We start from the raw sequence: 16,343 nt of genomic DNA, 5'->3' as shown, positions 1-16,343 counted from the left end.
ACGCAACCGACGGAGGACCCGATGCAGCCTATCAATCTTGCAGACAAGCTGGCGCAGTTCAGCGGCCATTGGGATCCACATGTGATCGCCAATTACAACGATAACGATGTAATGGTGGTGAAATTTCAGGGGGCTTTTCCGTTTCATCTGCATGAAGACACCGACGATTTCTTTCTGGTGCTCGAAGGCGAGATGGTGATGGATGTAGACAACCAAAGCCATACCGTCAAAACCGGAGAGCTGTTCATCGTACCCAAAGGCGTCACCCATCGCCCGCGCGCAGACCACGAATGCAAGGTTCTTTTGATCGAACCGAAGGGGGAGCCGAACACAGGCGATCCTGCCACCGCCACCGCTAAGCCCCGTATTTAAAGCGGGGTTTTCACCTGCAAAAAACCCACGGCCAATGGCTTATAGGTGATGCGCCATCACCAAACTTGGAAAGCAACACGACAACAATGATCCCTGGTCCGCAAAACGCCATCACAGATATCGCAGGCCTAAAGGTCGGCCATGCGCAGGACGATACCCTGAAATCCGGCGTCTCGGTTCTGGTCGCGGATCACCCGTTCACGGCTTCTGTCGCGGTTCAGGGTGGCGCGCCCGGCACGCGTGAAACCGATCTATTGGCTCCTGACAAGTCAGTCGCGCAGGTCGACGCCCTCGTGCTATCGGGGGGGTCTGCCTATGGGCTGGATGCGTGTTCCGGCGTGGTTGCCGGGTTGCGTGCTGACGGGCGAGGATACCGCGTAGGCCGCGCAATTATCCCGTTGGTGCCGGGTGCGATCCTGTTTGATTTACTGTCTGGCGGGGACAAGGATTGGGCCGAAAATCCCTATCCTTCTCTTGGTCGCGCTGCCTATGACACGGCAACCGGGACAACCCCGATTGGCACAATCGGTGCTGGAACTGGCGCCATGACAGCCATGATGAAGGGCGGGCTTGGCACAGCGTCGCTTGTTCTTGACAGCGGGATCACTGTCGCGGCTTTGGTTGCTGCCAACCCAATGGGCAGCGTTACAACACCGGGAGAACGGCACTTTTGGGCCGCCCCCTTTGAGATTGACGGCGAATTCGGTGGGCTTGGGCCGGACACAACCATGGGCCTTGGCCGCAACCTTGAAAGCCGCAAACTAAGCGCGATGCAAGAACGTGCCAACACGACCATCGCCATCGTGGCTACAGATGCTGCACTGGACAAAGCGCAATGCCAACGCGTTGCCATCGCCGCCCATGACGGCATTGCGCGCGCCTGCGTACCCGCCCACAGCCCCGGCGACGGTGATCTGGTGTTTAGCGTTTCGACCGGGTCCATACCACTGACGGCCCCAAGCGATCTTGGGGCGATTGGCCATGCCGCGGCCTTGTGCCTGTCGCGCGCCATTGCACGCGGTGTCTATGCCGCAACCGCCGCCCCAAACGACCTTTTGCCCACGTGGAGAGACCTGAATGGCGACATTTGACCACGACGACATCACCCTGCATTACGAGGTCACAGGCAACGGCCCGCCTTTGCTGATGTTGGCCGGTTTCATGTCCGACCACGCAAGTTGGACCCCCTTAATACCTTTGCTGCGCGACCACTTTACCTGCGTCACCCCCGACAACCGCACCACTGGGCGCACAACGCCATGGGATGCGCCGGTGTCGATCGAAACGATGGCTTTGGATGCGATCGCTTTGATGGACCATCTGGGGCATGAACGGTTCCATGTACTTGGGCATTCCATGGGTGGCATCATCACTTTGCAAATGGCGGACACTGTTGGCGATCGGATCGCATCAGCCCATTTGGCCGCCTCTGCCCCTGTTCGCTTGACGCGCAACACCGCGCTGTTCGCGGCCCTCATCGCCATAAGACGCTCTGACGCGCCGCCAGACACGTGGTTGCGGGCGCTGTTTCCGTGGCTGTTTAACCCACGCGTCTTTGATGATCCGCAACAAATCGAACAGGCGATAGCGGACAGTCTGGCTTACCCGCACGGCCAAAGTGTGGATGCGATGGCCCACCAACTGGCCGCGTTGCGCGACTTTGATGGCAGCGCTTTGGCCCATCCAAACTGCCCGACGCAGGCGCTGGCCGGTGGTCTTGATCTGATCATCCCGCCGGATCATTTTTTGACCATTCTTGGCCACCTTCCCCATCATTTGATTGACGGCGCTGGCCATTCAATTCATTGGGACGCCCCCAAAGCCGTCGCCACTTATGTGCGTGAGTTTGCTGCCACCCATCCAATCTGAGAGACACCAAATGCAAGACCTCTATGGCCTGCCCATCACATGCGACAACGATGCCATCCGGCAAGGCATCGACGATTTTGTGCACGGTTTCATCAGCTTTCAGCCCAAAGCCGCCAATGTGTTAAAAGCAGCCAAAGCAGACCCCGGCAACGGGCTTGCCAACGCCTATGCCGCGATCCTGTATATGCTTCTCGAAGCGCCCATCGCGCGGAAACTGGCGCAGCCTTTCTTGGACAACGCCAAAAAGGCCAAGGTTGTGACCCCACGCGAAGCGGCATCGATCAAGGCGGCGTCGCTATTTGTTGCAGGCGACATCGTGAAGCTGATCGCCCATTGCGAAGCAACCGTGACCGCCTATCCGCGCGATATGGTCATGCTGAAACTCGGCCAATACCATACGTTTAATATCGGTGATTTCCCCGCCATGCTGCGCATTGCCCAAAAGGCGCAAGCCGGGGCGGCGGACATCGCCTATGCCCACGGTATGCTCGCCTTTGGGTTCGAGGAATGTCACCTGCTGGGTGAGGCCGAAACCGCTGCCCGCCACGCTTTAACGCTTGATCCATCCGAACCGTGGGCGCATCACGCTTTGGCGCATGTTTACCTCACCCGTGGGCAGGTACAGGAGGGGACCACGTTTTTGGAATCCGTGGCGCATTATTGGTCTGATCTGAATAGTTTCATGCATTCCCACAACTGGTGGCACCTGGCGTTGTTTTATATTTCAGCGGGACGCCACGATGATTTATTGGCGGCCTACGACACCCATGTTTGGGGATTGTCCAAGGATTATTCACAAGACCAAGTCGGGGCCGTTTCGTTGCTGGCCCGGATGGAATTTGCAGGTGTGGATGTTGGGGACCGCTGGCAGGATGTGGCAGATCACGTGGCCAAACGTGGTGCCGATACCACATCGCCGTTCCTATCCTTGCAGTACTTGTATGCTTTGGGACGCACCCAAAAGGCCGAAGCCGAAGCGTTGTTAAATGCCTTTGAAACACGCGCAGAGGACACGACGCGGCACGACCATCAAACATGGGCCGATGTCGCGATCTGGGCAGCTCATGGCATCGCGGCCCACGCGGCTGGCGATTATGACGACACAATCCGCTTTTTGGGCAAAGCCTTGCCGCGTTTGGCAGAATGTGGAGGCAGTCATGCGCAGCGCGATTTGTTCGAGCAGATACACTTGGATGCTTTGGTACGGGCCGGCCGCACGTCACAAGCCCAACAAGTGCTTGAAATGCGACGCACCTTTGATCCTGATGGCGTGCCGTTGAATGCGATGTTGGCGGATGTGTATGACGCCTCTGGCCTGCCAGAACAAGCCAAAGCGGCACGGGCGCGCATTCCGGCGGCCATCCATTCTGACGCCTAGTCGAACACGCGGTCTTTCGCACGTCGCACCATTGCGCTTTCTAGCTTTGGTCCGGCGCGTCTCTGGCGCCGCGTAAACCCCACCGCAGCGGAGCAGTTCACGCGAAGCCGCAAAGGCAGCCTCGCGCGTGTCTTACGTTTAGCTGCCTGCCGCTTCGTCGATCAGGCGGGCCATCTCGGGATAGGCCATGTTGTTGTACTTTTTGCCGTTGATAACAAAGCTAGGCGTCGAGTCGACGTTATCCGCCGCTGCGTTTTCCTGATACCAAGCGACCAGCGTGCGCAGCTTGTCTGCGTCCGTCAGACAGGCTTCGACTGCATCGCCTTCAAGGCCGGCAAGACGGCCGATTTTGCGCAACTCGTCCGCAATCGCGGCAGGGTCGCCACCGCCTGCACGGGTCCATGTGGCCTGACCAGTGTAAAGCAAATCCGAAATGCCAAAGAACGCTTCGGGTGTGCCGGCACAACGCGCAACGGCAGAGGCCCACAGGCCGTAACGGTCAAAATACACTTCGCGGTACACAAAGTTGATCTTGTCCGTGTCGATGTAATCCGCCTTGAGCTGCTTATAGTTGCCCGCATGGAAGCTGGCGCAGTGTGGGCAGGTATAGCTGGCGTATTCGATCACAGTCACGGGTGCGTCGGGGTTGCCGATCTGCATGTCCACGATGGTCGATGTATCAAGATCCTCGGCAGCGGTTTGCGCATTGGCAGCACCCAACAGACGTTCAGCCTGTGCCGCTTGGCCCGGTGTTGTGGTGCTTGAGGGCGACGAGTACCAAAAGTAACCAGCAACGCCGAGGGCGAAGACCAGAACTGGGAAAAGACGTTTCATTGGCGTTATCCTTGTTTTTCTTTTGTGAGTATATTTGCGCCCAGCCGCTCAAGCGCGGCACGCAGGCCCTCGTCCGCGACCGGGGACACGACGGCGCTGGCCGCCTTGTGCATTTCCGGCCCGGGGGTCTTTGGGCTGGTGTCTTTGGGCTTGTGATCAAAGGCCACGCGCCCTTCGGCAAAACCGGTGGCCGCCGTCTGCGTGATCCGAATGCGCGCGATAGCGTTATAGCCGTAAACCGCATTCACGCGTGTGCGCAGCTGTTCTTTTTGCATTTCAAGCATTGGGGCCTGCGCGCCGGTCGTCAACAACGTGAGCGTCGCACCCATGCCGCCGCGCCCATAACTGACTTCGACCGGACGCGAGACTGCGGCGATATCTGCGCCCGCCACTTCGGTCCAATCTGTCAGCAAGCGTGACTGTGCGAACCCACGGCTTTCGCTGGCGCTGCGAATCCGCCCGGTCAGCAACGAAGCCGTCCGTTTAAATCCGAATGTTGTGGCGCGGCGCGGTGCCATGGTTATGTTCCTTTTCACTTGGCATATCATAGCGGGCGGCGGCGTTGGGACCACCCGTCACAGTAAGGGATACATAACGGTTGCGTGATCTAAGCGATAGTCTGCTGGAATGGTATGACGTGCATGCGCGCGCAATGCCATGGCGCGTGCCCCCTGCCGACAAAAAAGCAGGCCTGCGTCCCGACCCTTACGCCGTTTGGATGTCGGAAATCATGCTGCAACAGACCACAGTCGCCGCCGTCACCGCTTATTTTCAACACTTTATCGCGCGCTGGCCCACCGTTGCGGACCTAGCGGCCGCACAGGATGCTGACGTTATGGGCGAATGGGCGGGCCTTGGATATTACGCGCGTGCGCGCAATTTGCTGAAATGTGCGCGGGCCGTTGTGGCTGATCATGGCGGTGAATTTCCTGCCGATCACGCCGCTTTGTTGAAGTTGCCGGGAATCGGCCCCTATACCGCAGCAGCGGTTTCATCCATCGCCTTTGATTTGCGTCATGTGGTTGTGGACGGCAATGTTGAACGCGTCATGGCACGCATGTTTGACGAACACACACCGTTACCTGCCGCAAAACCAATCCTGACGGCCCATGCCGAACGGCTAACGCCAAACCAACGTCCCGGAGACTACGCCCAAGCTGTCATGGACCTTGGCGCGACGATTTGTTCCCCGAAATCCCCGGCCTGTGGCATTTGCCCATGGCGCGACCCTTGCAAGGCGCGCGCGAGAGGTACAGCGGCCAGTTTGCCGAAAAAGACACCGAAAAAAGCCAAACCCATCCGCCACGGCACTGTTTATTTGACGCAGCGCGATGATGGCGCATGGTTGTTAGAAACCCGACCCGACAGTGGGCTATTGGGAGGGATGCTAGGGTGGCCCGGATCAGAATGGGTGGACGCCAGCCTGCCTCGGCCTGTCGCGCCTCCGCTCAAGGCAGAGTGGACCAAGCTGGACGCAGAAGTGCGCCACACCTTCACCCATTTCCATCTGATATTGGATGTCATGGTGGCCACGGTCACAGACGCCGACTCCGGCGCGGGCAGCTTTGTGAACCTCAAAGATTTTCGCCCCTCGGACCTGCCTACAGTCATGCGCAAAGCGTTTGATCTGATCCAAAACTAGGGCAGCGGCGCTGCGTCACTCTTGGCAGGGCGCAATTGCGGCCCCTATGATAGCGATGTGCGTAAAAAGGAACTGACATGACACAACCGTCTTCCATGGCCCAAGTGCAAAATGCCCTGCCCTTTGCAGTGTCGTTTCTGTTGATCCCACTGGCGATCATCAGTGCCGTCTATGGCGGGTGGACTGTGATCTTGTTGCCTTTGGTGACGTGGTATCTGTTTTCATTCCTTGATCTTGCTGTCGGGCTAAACACCGATAACGCCGACCCCGAAACCGAAGAGGACGCGTTGTTCTGGTATGGTGCTATCACCGCCGCATGGATGCCCGCGCAATTCCTGCTGCTGTTTGGCATGATCGCCTATGTGGTCCCGGCCGAACATCTGGGCACGTTGGAAAAAATCCTGATCTTCTTTGGAGTTGGCGTGCTGACAGGTACAATAGGCATCAATTATTCGCATGAATTGATGCATCAAAAGAACAAGTATGAACGCTGGTTCGCTGACGCGTTGCTGGCAATGGTGCTGTATTCGCATTTTCGATCCGAACACCTACTAGTGCACCACCGCTATGTCGCCACACCGCGTGACCCTGTGACAGCCCGCATGGGCGAAAGTTTTTACCGCTTTTACCCGCGCGTTCTAAAACAGTGTTTTCATTCAGCTTGGAACGCCGAAGTCGCCATGCTGGCACGCAAAGATTTACCGCCAACCGATCTGTCCAACCCGTTTTGGAAATACGGCGCCTTGCAGGTGGTCTGTTTTGTGCTGGCCTTTGCCCTTGGTGGCTGGGCTGGCGTGGGGCTGTTTTTGCTACAGGCCGGGATCGCGATTTGGCAGCTAGAGCTGGTCAACTACATCGAACACTATGGGTTGACGCGCAAACATCTGGGCGAGGGAAAATACGAACACGTCCAGCCGCGCCATTCGTGGAATGCAGCGCACAAAGTGTCGAACTGGCTTCTGATCAATCTGCAACGTCATTCTGATCACCATTACAAACCTGATCGCCGTTTCCCTGTGCTGCAAACCTATACAGAGGCCGACGCCCCCCAACTGCCCTATGGGTATCCCGTGATGACGATCGCGGCGATGTATCCAACTCTTTGGCGACGCGTGATGAACCCGCGCGTGCACAAATGGCGCGAGATGTATTACCCCGAGATCACGGATTGGACCGCCTATAACAAGTCGACCAACCCGTTGCCTCGATAGTGGTTATTTAACCAGATAGTCGTACCACCCCTGCACGTTCTGGGTGCGCCAAGTGTCGTAGTTCAGCCAGTCGCTGTAATCTTCCATCAGAACAACGTCTTGGATGTCTGCCAAGGACGCGCCGGATTTGATGCCTTCCAGCACTTCGGCGCGCATGGTTTCCATATAGGTGATGACATCATCCAAATCCGCTTTGACGCCCATAGGGCCGTGGGCTGGGGCAAAGACTTCGAAATCTAGTGTGTTTGCCTTTTTGGCCTGTTCGACCCATGCATCGGGACTTGAGCTTGGCATCGTGCGGAACGGCAATCGCTTGGGGGCGGCAACGTCGGTGATAAAGGCCACGTTTTCAGGGCGCACCACGACCGCGATCAAGTCTTCGCCATGTCCGGGCCCAAGGTAGGTCAGCTCGATGGTCTTGCCACCATGTTCGAACACCATCGTATCATCAAAACGTTGGGTGGGTGCGACGCCATCGATGGCGGTGGGCGCATTGGCTTGGGCAATCACATTCGACGCTTCAAGTGCTGCCCCGCCAGAGGCATGATCAAGATGGCTGTGGCTGTAAATCAAGTGCGTGATTGGCTTGTCCGTGATCTCGGACAAATTGCCCTTTAGCCACGTCGCCGCATCGGCATTGATTGGGTCCACAACCACAACACCTGCATCCGTGACAACAACCATGGAAAAATGAAAATTGTTGCGGAACCGGTAAACGTCCCCGGCAACGGGCAGAAAGCCGCGTTGAACCTCTTGGGCCATGGCTGAGGGTGCAAACACACCAGACGTTAAGGCGACGGTTGACGCCGCAAGCGCCAAAGATAAGAGGGGTTTCGACATAAAAAGGTCTCCGAATTGAAAAGGTGCCCTTTAGCACTACGCGCCATCCGTGCATCCGACGAGTCACAGATCGGTGACAATGATAGTCAACGCACGCCAAACTAGGCGCGTTTCACCCCAAACAGCCAAACAAAAAAAACCCCGCCAATGAAGGCGGGGCATAGGTGTAGTGCCCATTGCAAAGCCTTTTACAAGGCCGCGGGCACCTGGCGGTGTTCGTAAAATCCTTGGTTAGTTCAGCATCTCTGCCCGGATCTGTTGACGCAGCAAATCGATGGGCACGGTTTTACCCTCGCGTTTGAAGCACCAATAGGTCCAGCCGTTGCAGCTTGGTGCGCCTTCCAGATGGGCGCCAACCTGATGGATTGATCCTTTGATATCGTCCCCAATCAAGGTGCCGTCTGCGCGAACCTTGGCTTTGTGACGTTTGTTCATGGAAAAAAGCTCTTCTCCCGGGCGCAGCATGCCGCGTTCAACCAACTGGCCAAAAGGCACGCGCGGTTCGGACCGTTTAGAAGCAGACACAGTCAGTGCCTCGCGGTCGAATTTACGCACGGAAGCGATGCGTTTCGCGGCGACCTTGCGGTAGGCCTCTTCGCGTTCGATCCCGATAAATTCGCGGCCCAACATCTTGGCCACAGCGCCGGTGGTGCCAGTGCCAAAGAACGGGTCAAGAACCACGTCTCCGGGGTTGGTCGACCCAACCAGCACACGGTGCAGCAGGCTTTCGGGTTTTTGCGTGGGGTGCGCTTTGTCGCCCGCATCGTCTTTTAGACGTTCGTGACCGGTACAAATGGGCAATACCCAGTCGCTGCGCATCTGAATGCCTTCGTTCAGGGCCTTCAGTGCTTCGTAGTTAAAGGTGTATTTGCTGTCTTCGGATTTACCGGCCCAAATCATCGTCTCATGTGCATTGGTAAAACGCTTGCCGCGGAAGTTCGGCATCGGGTTTGACTTGCGCCACACCACGTCGTTCAAAATCCAAAAACCTTCATTCTGCAACGATGTGCCAACACGGAAAATATTGTGATAGCTGCCAATCACCCAAATCGCCCCATTGGGCTTCAGCAAACGACGCGCGGCCTTAAGCCAAGCGTTGGTGAATTCGTCATATGCCTTAAACGAATTGAACTGATCCCAGTGATCGTCAACCGCATCCACCTTGCTATTATCGGGGCGATGCAAATCACCCTTTAGCTGCAAGTTATAGGGCGGATCGGCAAAGATCAGATCAACACTGCCCGCAGGCAAGCTGTTCATCACGTCAATGCAGTCACCCGCAATAATCTGGTTCAACGGAAGCGCCTCAGCGCTCTTCAAATGTTTCGTCATCTTCTGCCTCTGTCCCCGGCACATTTTGTGCTCGTTGGTTGGCTTCAAGATGAGTCATAGCTGATTCGCGGTCAATTTGTTTTTTGAATCAATCACTTAAGAAAAAACCTTGTCACAACATGTTGTGGACGGGTTTGAACGAACGTCTATGGTGTGGGGTTATGCCAAGATTTTGGATCGCAGCCATGTGGCTTTTTGATCCGTATCCCATGTTTGTCTCCCACCCATAGCCCGGATGCTGTTGCGCCAAATCCACCATGATCCGATCGCGACATATTTTCGCCACAATTGAAGCCGCCGCGATGGACACAGATCGCCCATCTCCCTTCACCAAAGCAGTCGCAGGCAAGGTCAATCCGCGCGGGATCATATTGCCGTCAATCAGCAAATGATCCGGGATACCGCGCAATCCTGCCACCGCCCGTTCCATCGCCAAATGCGAAGCGCGCAGAATATTCAACTCATCCACCTCCGTGACCGATGCATGGGCCACCGACACATCCGCGTAGGCAATGATCTCAGCCCATAAAACCTCGCGCCGCTTAGCGCTCAACTTTTTGGAATCGTCCAACCCGTCAGGAATATGCGCAACATCCAGAACAACAGCCGCCGCCGTCACCGGCCCGGCAAGCGGTCCTCGCCCGACCTCATCCACTCCCGCGACGCGACCACCAATCTGCGTCTCAAACGAAAAGTCCGGCATACAATCCCCTTCATCTTGCAAAATAAACTCCCGCCGGAGGCAAAACGCACTTTCCACAGGAAAGTGCAAACATCGTGTGCCGCTGCAAAGCGGCTCAATTCCCCCCTATCAATCAGTACAACAGAAAAAGGGCGGTGCCCGAACACCGCCCTTCCAGTCAGATCACGCCTAAGGGACGAAAAGACGCGATCCTATGCCCCGCTCTTAACGGCGGGCCAACTGATAACCCTGACGCGACAAACACTGCGCTTCATAGGCATAGCCTGCACCATGACGCGTACGCACACGCTGACCACAATGCTGTGGCAAGGAACTGGAAAACTTATAATTACGGCTCAAGCAATTTTGCCCAAAGGCTTGGATGTGACGGCCGCGATCCGTGCGCAGATTGCTCAGGCATCCCTTGGGCAGCAGCTTGCGGTTCACTTTACTTGGCAAAGGACGCGGCTGCACATGTTTGCGCTGGGGTGACACAGTGCGTTTGTGCGTCTTGGGCACCGGCTTATGTGTGTAAGTTTCCCGACGCGCTTTCTTATCGTCATTGCGTTTGTGGATGACGGCACCAGCAACCGCTAGCCCCAACACAATCGCCAAAGCCTTAGCCGCATCATTATCACTGGCACGTGCTGGAGCAGCAGAGAAACCGGTGATTGCAATAGCGACAGCGGCAATCGTCGCGATAAAGGGGCGTTGAATACGAAGGGTCATGAGGACAGTCCTTTTACGAGTGAATGGCAGACCGGATGTTCCAGCCCATGAAGGTTGTTGATGACGTCACCCTCACTCAACACCGCAAAGACAGGCAATAACGCGCCCCTGTTATCAAATATCATCCACTCCACAGGGCTGATGTTATTGAATATCTCTCAAGAAAAGCCCAAAGTCCGTCCCATGAAACAGATCGCACTCACTCTCTTTGTGACCCTTGCCCTGGCAAGCGCTGCGCATGCGCAATGCTATGCCGACTACAAGGCCAAGCAGGATAACCCCCTGCGCCTGCACTACGGCGTGGCGCAGGTCAGCGGGCAATGTTCCCAAAGCTCTGCCACCCAACAGATTCGTGCGCGGCTGGCAGCACAAGGCTGGACGCTGCTGCAAATACAGGCCGTCTTCGGACCCGAAGGGCTAGAGCAAAGGAAAGCCAGTGCAGGACAGTACTACCTCCGCTTCTGACATGCGGCGCGCCGGCGGGCGTCTGGTCACATTTGGGATAATCGGCATCGTCGCGTTGCTGGTCATTGCGGCATTGCTGCTGTTCCTCGCCTTGCCTGACGCAGGCGCATTTGATGCGCGGGTCGAACGCATATTTATCGAAAACTCCGACCTCACAAGCCCGGCAGAAATCAAACTTCTAGAAATCCTTGCGCAATCCGGCACGGCGTTTTCGGACACATTGGCAAGTTATCGCACCGTGATCTTCGTTTTGTTGATCTTTGCGACTGCTATGATGATCGCAGCGCTCGTGTTCCTTGTACTTTTGGTGAACTTCAACCGACGCATGGCACAAATTGAACGGGTGGGTATCCAGGTGAATTCACTCCTGATCAGCCGCGAGGAAAACACCGTCTACCTCAACAACCTCGGATTCAAATTGACCGCCGCAGCCATGGAAACGATGTCCGTCTTGGCCGAAGCCCGCATGGATGACGATGTCCTCTCAGGCTCCGAAATCGAAGGGGTGATCTCAGGGCGCAGCTCTGCTGACTGCGACGAAGCCGCAGGTGCCACCCGCATCAAACGCCTGCGCGACACACTGGGCAACCAAATCGTCAGTGAACTGCTGGTGAAAAACATCGCACGACGTGGTTATATGCTGGCCGTCGAAAAAGACGTGATCAAAGTCCTCTGATCCGACCTTCATCTTGCAAAACAAACTCCCGCGCATTGCCCGAAAGGTGGCTTTGCCACCAAAAGGGGATACACAATATCTGCTGGAAGCAGATGTATCAAATAGTGTGGCGCGCCAGCGCCTCATTTCTGTAGTGGTCACTTGGGCCAGCCTAAGGATAGGGTGTCACCAGAAAATCAGGAGAGCCCAATGCCCGCACCGCACAATCCATTCAAAGCCGCGCTTAAAAACGGCGATACCGTCATCGGCTGCTGGCTCAGCCTTGGCGATCCGCTCTCCACCGAAATCGCAGGGACCGCCGGCTTCGATTGGTTGTTGATCGACAGCGAACACACACCCTACGACATCACCCGCATCCGCATGCAATTGATGGCATTGCACGCTTCGGACAGTCACGCCGTTGTTCGGGTGCCTGCATCAGAGACATGGATGATCAAACAGGTGCTCGATGCAGGCGCACAAAGCGTGCTGGTGCCTATGGTCGAAAGTGCAGAACAAGCCAAACAACTGGTGCGCGACGTGCACTTTCCCCCGAATGGGGACCGCGGCGTCGGTTATGCCGGCGCGCGCTGCTCGCGGTTCGGGGCAATCAAAGATTATGGCCAAACAGCGGATGAACAAATCAGCTTGCTAGTACAGGTCGAAAACCGTGCAGGTCTGGCCGCACTTGATGACATCCTCGCAGTCGACGGCATCGACGGTGTGTTCATCGGTCCGGCAGACCTTGCAGCCGATATGGGCCATATCGGAGAGCTGACCCACCCCGAAGTGCAGGCCACCATCCAAGGCGCGTTCAAAAAGATCGAAGCGGCGGGCAAAGCGCCCGGCATCCTTACCCTGACACCGGAATTCACCCAAGACGCACTGGATTGGGGTGGGCGTTTTGTGGCGACCGGACTTGACTTGTTGATCCTTGCGAATGCGTTGCGCAATTTGGCAGGCACATGGGTGCCAAAAGGAAGCGGGTCGGCGGAGTAAACTCCTCCGCCTTACGGTTCAGCCACTTTTGATTGACAGTGCCGCCTGCGTATAGCCGCCCGCGGCACCGTCGATGAAATGGATATGATTGTCTTCCATGATCGAGGGCACGATGCAGGTCATCATCGCCTCGTCTTGCGTATGCATTCCGAAACGAATGGTGCCTGCCGCCTCTGCCTTTTCCAGCAGCTCTGCCAAGGCCGCGATTGTGTCAGTGTCACAATCAATCGTCATCTTCAGCCCATCATCAAATTTGCGAAAATCTGCATTTCCCCCAACGGCGCGTTGGTAATGCGCCGGATCAAACCCACGCACCTTGATCTTGGTTTTGAAAAGCACCCAAGCAATCGCCGCCTCAAACAGAATTTGCCGTTTGCGCTTTGCAACCGGCATATCACCGCGCGAAGCATGGGCCTCAAGGGTGGCACCGGGCGGCGGCCATCCGGTACTGAGGCTTTCGTTGGGCGCGGGGTGACCGCCGCGGTCCAGATGGCGCACCGCTTGCAACACCGCCTGCGCCAGCTCGCCAAAGACCGCGCCGCTGACACCGTCCTGCGGCTGCACCAACAATGACAAAATGGTGCCATTGCGCGATTTAATATGGTTCCAACGACAACTCAAACCGGTCAAATCCGGCTGCGTGCCCGGCGCGGCGGCAGGGATCGTGTCCACACCCGCCTTCATCTGGGCTTCGGCCCAAAGCACACCACCGCCGGTGAACATCGCATAGTCTATGCCATCCGAAACCCGGTAACGTGCCACCCTAACTTCACGCCCCGCCGCACGGATATCCGCGACAGAAAACAAACCGATCCGCAGACCCATATCAAACTCTTCCCGCGCCCAAACCTGCACAGCAGCCAAAGCCGCGCGCGCTTCTTCTGCGAATTCCTGCGGATGGGCAAAGGCCGCCCCATCGCCACCAAAGATATAAGGAAAGGCCCGCCCGCCTGCGGCATTGATCTGCGCCGATATCACAGCCGCCCCGATCATGTTTACAATCTTGTACTTGCCGTCCGCGATCGCCGCCGTTGATCCCATAATGTCAGACGTGCCCACCACCCAATCTTTGGGTAAAGGGTCGTAAAGCTCTGGCCGGGCCATATCGGAAAAGGTCACGCGCTGCGGCAAGCTTTCATAGAACATCAGACACCTCTTTCTTTTTTCAACCTAACACAGAGCCGCGGTTCGGCAATCGGGCTTGCACCAACCGGTTGGCCATGCGACGCAATGCGAAGGGATCGGAGACCTCATGCAAATAGGATTAATTCTGCTGGCATTGGCCTATGTGCTAAGTCAGTTTTTTCGCGCGTTTCTGGCGGTGCTGACTGTACCGTTGGAAACTGATCTTGGGATCACGCCGGATGTGCTGGCGACGGCCTCGGGGCTATGGTTCTTATCTTTTGCAGCGCTGCAAATCCCTGTGGGGTGGGGGCTGGACACTTTGGGGCCACGCCGCACGTCCGGATGGTTGCTGCTGATCGGCGGAGGCGGCGGCGCGGCCCTTTTTGCGCTGGCCCAATCGGCCGAGCAAATTCACATCGCGATGATCCTGATCGGGGTCGGTTGTGCACCCGTTCTGATGGCAAGCTTTTATATCTTTGCCCGCACATTTCCCCCTGCGCGCTTTGCCACATTAGCCGCTTTGATGATCGGGGTTGGTACCTTGGGCAATCTGATGTCCTCATATCCTATGGCCTTTGCCGCACAAACCATCGGCTGGCGGGCCGCTCTTTGGTTGTTGGCCATAGGTTGCGTGGTTGTCGCCCTTGGCATTCTTGCGACTGTGCGCGACCCGGCCAAGCCTGAAGGCAACGCGCAAGGGTCGCTGCTCGATTTGCTACGCATGCCCGTTTTGTGGCTGATGCTACCTTTGGCGATTGTGAACTACGCCCCGATCGGCGCTTTGCGTGGTTTGTGGATTGGACCGTACTTAAGTGATGTTTTTGCATTGAACGTTTCGCAGATTGGTGTCGCGACCCTTGTGATGAGCGTGGCAATGATCCTTGGCACGCTGGCCTATGGGCCATTGGACCGCATATTGGGAACCCGCAAGTGGGTGGTCTTTGGCGGCAATTTTGCGGCCTTTATACTGCTCGTTCTGTTGGTCATGTTCAGCAATGCGAACGCCTGGCTTGCCATTGCATTGCTGGCCGGGGTTGGTTTTTTCGGATCCAGCTTTCCCGTTATCATCGCACATGCGCGTGGGTTTTTTCCCGAACATTTGATGGGACGCGGTGTGACGCTGATGAACCTGTTTGGCATCGGTGGCGTGGGGCTTATGCAATTCGGCACCGGACGCATCCACAGTGCGTGGTCAGGACAGGCACCGGATGCGCCATACGTGGCGATCTTTGTCTTTCTGGCAGTGTCGCTGGCGGTCGGTCTGTTGTTCTATGCACGCAGCCGTGACACCCGCGACTGAGACGCCCCTTTCCCCTGCCATTCTTTGGGTATAAAGGCCACGTCACCTACCCAAGAAGGAGAAAATCATGGGGTATCGTGTCGTCATCGCGGGTGCCACCGGCAACGTGGGCCGTGAAATGCTGAACATCCTGGCCGAGCGCCAGTTTCCTGTCGACGAGCTGGCCGTTTTGGCAAGCCGCCGTTCGCTGGGAACGGAAGTCTCGTTTGGTGATAAAACGCTGAAGACGAAGGATCTCGATACGTTTGATTTCACGGGATGGGATATGGCGTTGTTTGCGGTTGGTTCCGAAGCCACCGAAAAATATGCGCCCCGCGCGGCCAAGGCAGGCTGTGTGGTCATCGATAACTCTTCGCTTTATCGCTATGACGCGGACATCCCGTTGATCGTGCCTGAAGTGAATCCAGATGCGATCATGGATTATTCCAAGAAGAACATCATCGCCAACCCAAACTGTTCGACTGCGCAGATGGTTGTGGCGCTAAAGCCTTTGCACGACCGCGCCACGATCAAACGCGTTGTGGTCAGCACGTATCAATCCGTGTCCGGTTCGGGCAAGGAAGGTGCGGACGAGCTGTGGGATCAGACCAAGTCGATCTACAATCCTGTGACCGACGTCCCGCCTAAAAAGTTCCAAAAGCAGATCGCATTCAACGTGATTCCGCAGATCGACGTCTTCATGGAAGACGGCATGACCAAGGAAGAGTGGAAAATGATGGTCGAGACGAAGAAGATCGTCGATCCTAAGATCAAAGTCACAGCGACCTGTGTACGCGTGCCGGTGTTTGTCGGTCACTCCGAAGCGGTCAACGTTGAGTTTGAAGACTTCTTGGATGAAGACGAAGCCCGAGATATCTTGCGCGAAGCCCCCGGTATCATGGTTATAGATAAGCGCGAAGACGGCGGGTAC

At 56.6% G+C, this 16,343-nt stretch carries 18 protein-coding genes; 11 read left to right on the top strand and 7 right to left on the bottom strand.

Features of this window, described 5'->3' with window-relative positions; genetic code table 11:
- Nucleotides 1-21 precede the first annotated feature (21 nt).
- The 4 genes from ABJF76_RS16875 (at nt 22) to ABJF76_RS16860 (ending at nt 3,619) form a co-directional block, all read left to right on the top strand.
- Nucleotides 22-372 carry a cupin domain-containing protein gene (locus ABJF76_RS16875; protein WP_413820200.1) on the top strand — a complete coding sequence of 117 codons (351 nt, stop codon included), beginning with the start codon at nt 22-24 and terminating at the stop codon, nt 370-372.
- Between the two features lie 86 nt (nt 373-458).
- On the top strand, nt 459-1,463 hold the full coding sequence (locus ABJF76_RS16870; protein WP_413820199.1) for a P1 family peptidase: 1,005 nt from the start codon (nt 459-461) through the stop codon (nt 1,461-1,463).
- On the top strand, nt 1,450-2,241 hold the full coding sequence (locus ABJF76_RS16865) for an alpha/beta fold hydrolase (RefSeq protein ID WP_413820198.1): 792 nt from the start codon (nt 1,450-1,452) through the stop codon (nt 2,239-2,241). Before ABJF76_RS16870 ends, ABJF76_RS16865 begins: the two co-directional genes overlap by 14 nt.
- 10 nt (nt 2,242-2,251) lie before the next feature.
- Complete coding sequence (locus tag ABJF76_RS16860; protein WP_413820197.1) at nt 2,252-3,619, top strand: tetratricopeptide repeat protein; 1,368 nt, start codon at nt 2,252-2,254, stop codon at nt 3,617-3,619.
- Between the two features lie 138 nt (nt 3,620-3,757).
- Here the strand turns inward: ABJF76_RS16860 and ABJF76_RS16855 are convergent, their stop codons facing one another.
- Together ABJF76_RS16855 and ABJF76_RS16850 are read right to left on the bottom strand one after the other, a co-directional pair.
- Nucleotides 3,758-4,453, bottom strand: a complete 696-nt coding sequence (locus ABJF76_RS16855) for a DsbA family protein (RefSeq protein WP_413820196.1) — start codon at nt 4,451-4,453, stop codon at nt 3,758-3,760.
- Nucleotides 4,454-4,458: 5 nt separating this feature from the next.
- Nucleotides 4,459-4,971: a DUF721 domain-containing protein gene (locus ABJF76_RS16850; protein WP_413820195.1), complete on the bottom strand. Its 513-nt coding sequence runs from the start codon at nt 4,969-4,971 to the stop codon at nt 4,459-4,461.
- A gap of 80 nt (nt 4,972-5,051) precedes the next feature.
- On the opposite strand from ABJF76_RS16850, the gene mutY reads away from it, so the two are divergent.
- Both mutY and ABJF76_RS16840 read left to right on the top strand, forming a co-directional pair.
- The gene (mutY, locus tag ABJF76_RS16845) at nt 5,052-6,095 is read left to right on the top strand and encodes an A/G-specific adenine glycosylase (protein ID WP_413820194.1); all 1,044 of its coding nucleotides are present in this window, start codon (nt 5,052-5,054) and stop codon (nt 6,093-6,095) included.
- 77 nt (nt 6,096-6,172) lie between these two features.
- On the top strand, nt 6,173-7,306 hold the full coding sequence (locus ABJF76_RS16840; RefSeq protein ID WP_413820193.1) for an alkane 1-monooxygenase: 1,134 nt from the start codon (nt 6,173-6,175) through the stop codon (nt 7,304-7,306).
- Nucleotides 7,307-7,309: 3 nt separating this feature from the next.
- Here the strand turns inward: ABJF76_RS16840 and ABJF76_RS16835 are convergent, their stop codons facing one another.
- From ABJF76_RS16835 to ABJF76_RS16820, 4 genes are all read right to left on the bottom strand, one after another.
- Entirely contained in the window at nt 7,310-8,146 is an 837-nt protein-coding gene (locus ABJF76_RS16835; RefSeq protein WP_413820192.1) for an MBL fold metallo-hydrolase, read from the bottom strand.
- Between the two features lie 231 nt (nt 8,147-8,377).
- On the bottom strand, nt 8,378-9,478 hold the full coding sequence (locus ABJF76_RS16830; RefSeq protein ID WP_413820191.1) for a site-specific DNA-methyltransferase: 1,101 nt from the start codon (nt 9,476-9,478) through the stop codon (nt 8,378-8,380).
- A gap of 112 nt (nt 9,479-9,590) precedes the next feature.
- The gene (locus ABJF76_RS16825; RefSeq protein ID WP_413820190.1) at nt 9,591-10,181 is read right to left on the bottom strand and encodes a ribonuclease HII; all 591 of its coding nucleotides are present in this window, start codon (nt 10,179-10,181) and stop codon (nt 9,591-9,593) included.
- A gap of 204 nt (nt 10,182-10,385) precedes the next feature.
- A complete protein-coding gene (locus ABJF76_RS16820; RefSeq protein ID WP_413820189.1) occupies nt 10,386-10,889 on the bottom strand; it encodes a hypothetical protein in 504 nt (167 codons plus the stop codon).
- Nucleotides 10,890-11,072: 183 nt separating this feature from the next.
- Between ABJF76_RS16820 and ABJF76_RS16815 the strand changes: the two genes are divergently transcribed.
- The 3 genes from ABJF76_RS16815 (at nt 11,073) to ABJF76_RS16805 (ending at nt 13,008) form a co-directional block, all read left to right on the top strand.
- Nucleotides 11,073-11,354: a hypothetical protein gene (locus tag ABJF76_RS16815; RefSeq protein WP_413820482.1), complete on the top strand. Its 282-nt coding sequence runs from the start codon at nt 11,073-11,075 to the stop codon at nt 11,352-11,354.
- Nucleotides 11,326-12,030, top strand: a complete 705-nt coding sequence (locus tag ABJF76_RS16810; RefSeq protein ID WP_413820188.1) for a winged helix-turn-helix domain-containing protein — start codon at nt 11,326-11,328, stop codon at nt 12,028-12,030. The genes ABJF76_RS16815 and ABJF76_RS16810 overlap by 29 nt, the downstream gene beginning before the upstream one ends.
- 189 nt (nt 12,031-12,219) lie before the next feature.
- Nucleotides 12,220-13,008: an HpcH/HpaI aldolase family protein gene (locus ABJF76_RS16805; RefSeq protein WP_413820187.1), complete on the top strand. Its 789-nt coding sequence runs from the start codon at nt 12,220-12,222 to the stop codon at nt 13,006-13,008.
- An 18-nt stretch (nt 13,009-13,026) separates the two neighbouring features.
- On the opposite strand, the gene ABJF76_RS16800 is transcribed toward ABJF76_RS16805, so the two are convergent.
- Nucleotides 13,027-14,154: a DUF3095 domain-containing protein gene (locus ABJF76_RS16800; RefSeq protein WP_413820186.1), complete on the bottom strand. Its 1,128-nt coding sequence runs from the start codon at nt 14,152-14,154 to the stop codon at nt 13,027-13,029.
- A 106-nt stretch (nt 14,155-14,260) separates the two neighbouring features.
- Between ABJF76_RS16800 and ABJF76_RS16795 the strand changes: the two genes are divergently transcribed.
- Nucleotides 14,261-15,433, top strand: a complete 1,173-nt coding sequence (locus ABJF76_RS16795; RefSeq protein ID WP_413820185.1) for an MFS transporter — start codon at nt 14,261-14,263, stop codon at nt 15,431-15,433.
- Nucleotides 15,434-15,500: 67 nt separating this feature from the next.
- Nucleotides 15,501-16,343, top strand: an 843-nt coding sequence (locus ABJF76_RS16790) for an aspartate-semialdehyde dehydrogenase (RefSeq protein WP_413822627.1), incomplete at its 3' end; no start/stop codon positions are given.

This window comes from Tateyamaria sp. (assembly GCF_039940735.1).
Taxonomy (GTDB): domain Bacteria; phylum Pseudomonadota; class Alphaproteobacteria; order Rhodobacterales; family Rhodobacteraceae; genus Tateyamaria.
This window is presented reverse-complemented; position numbering and strand designations above follow the sequence as displayed.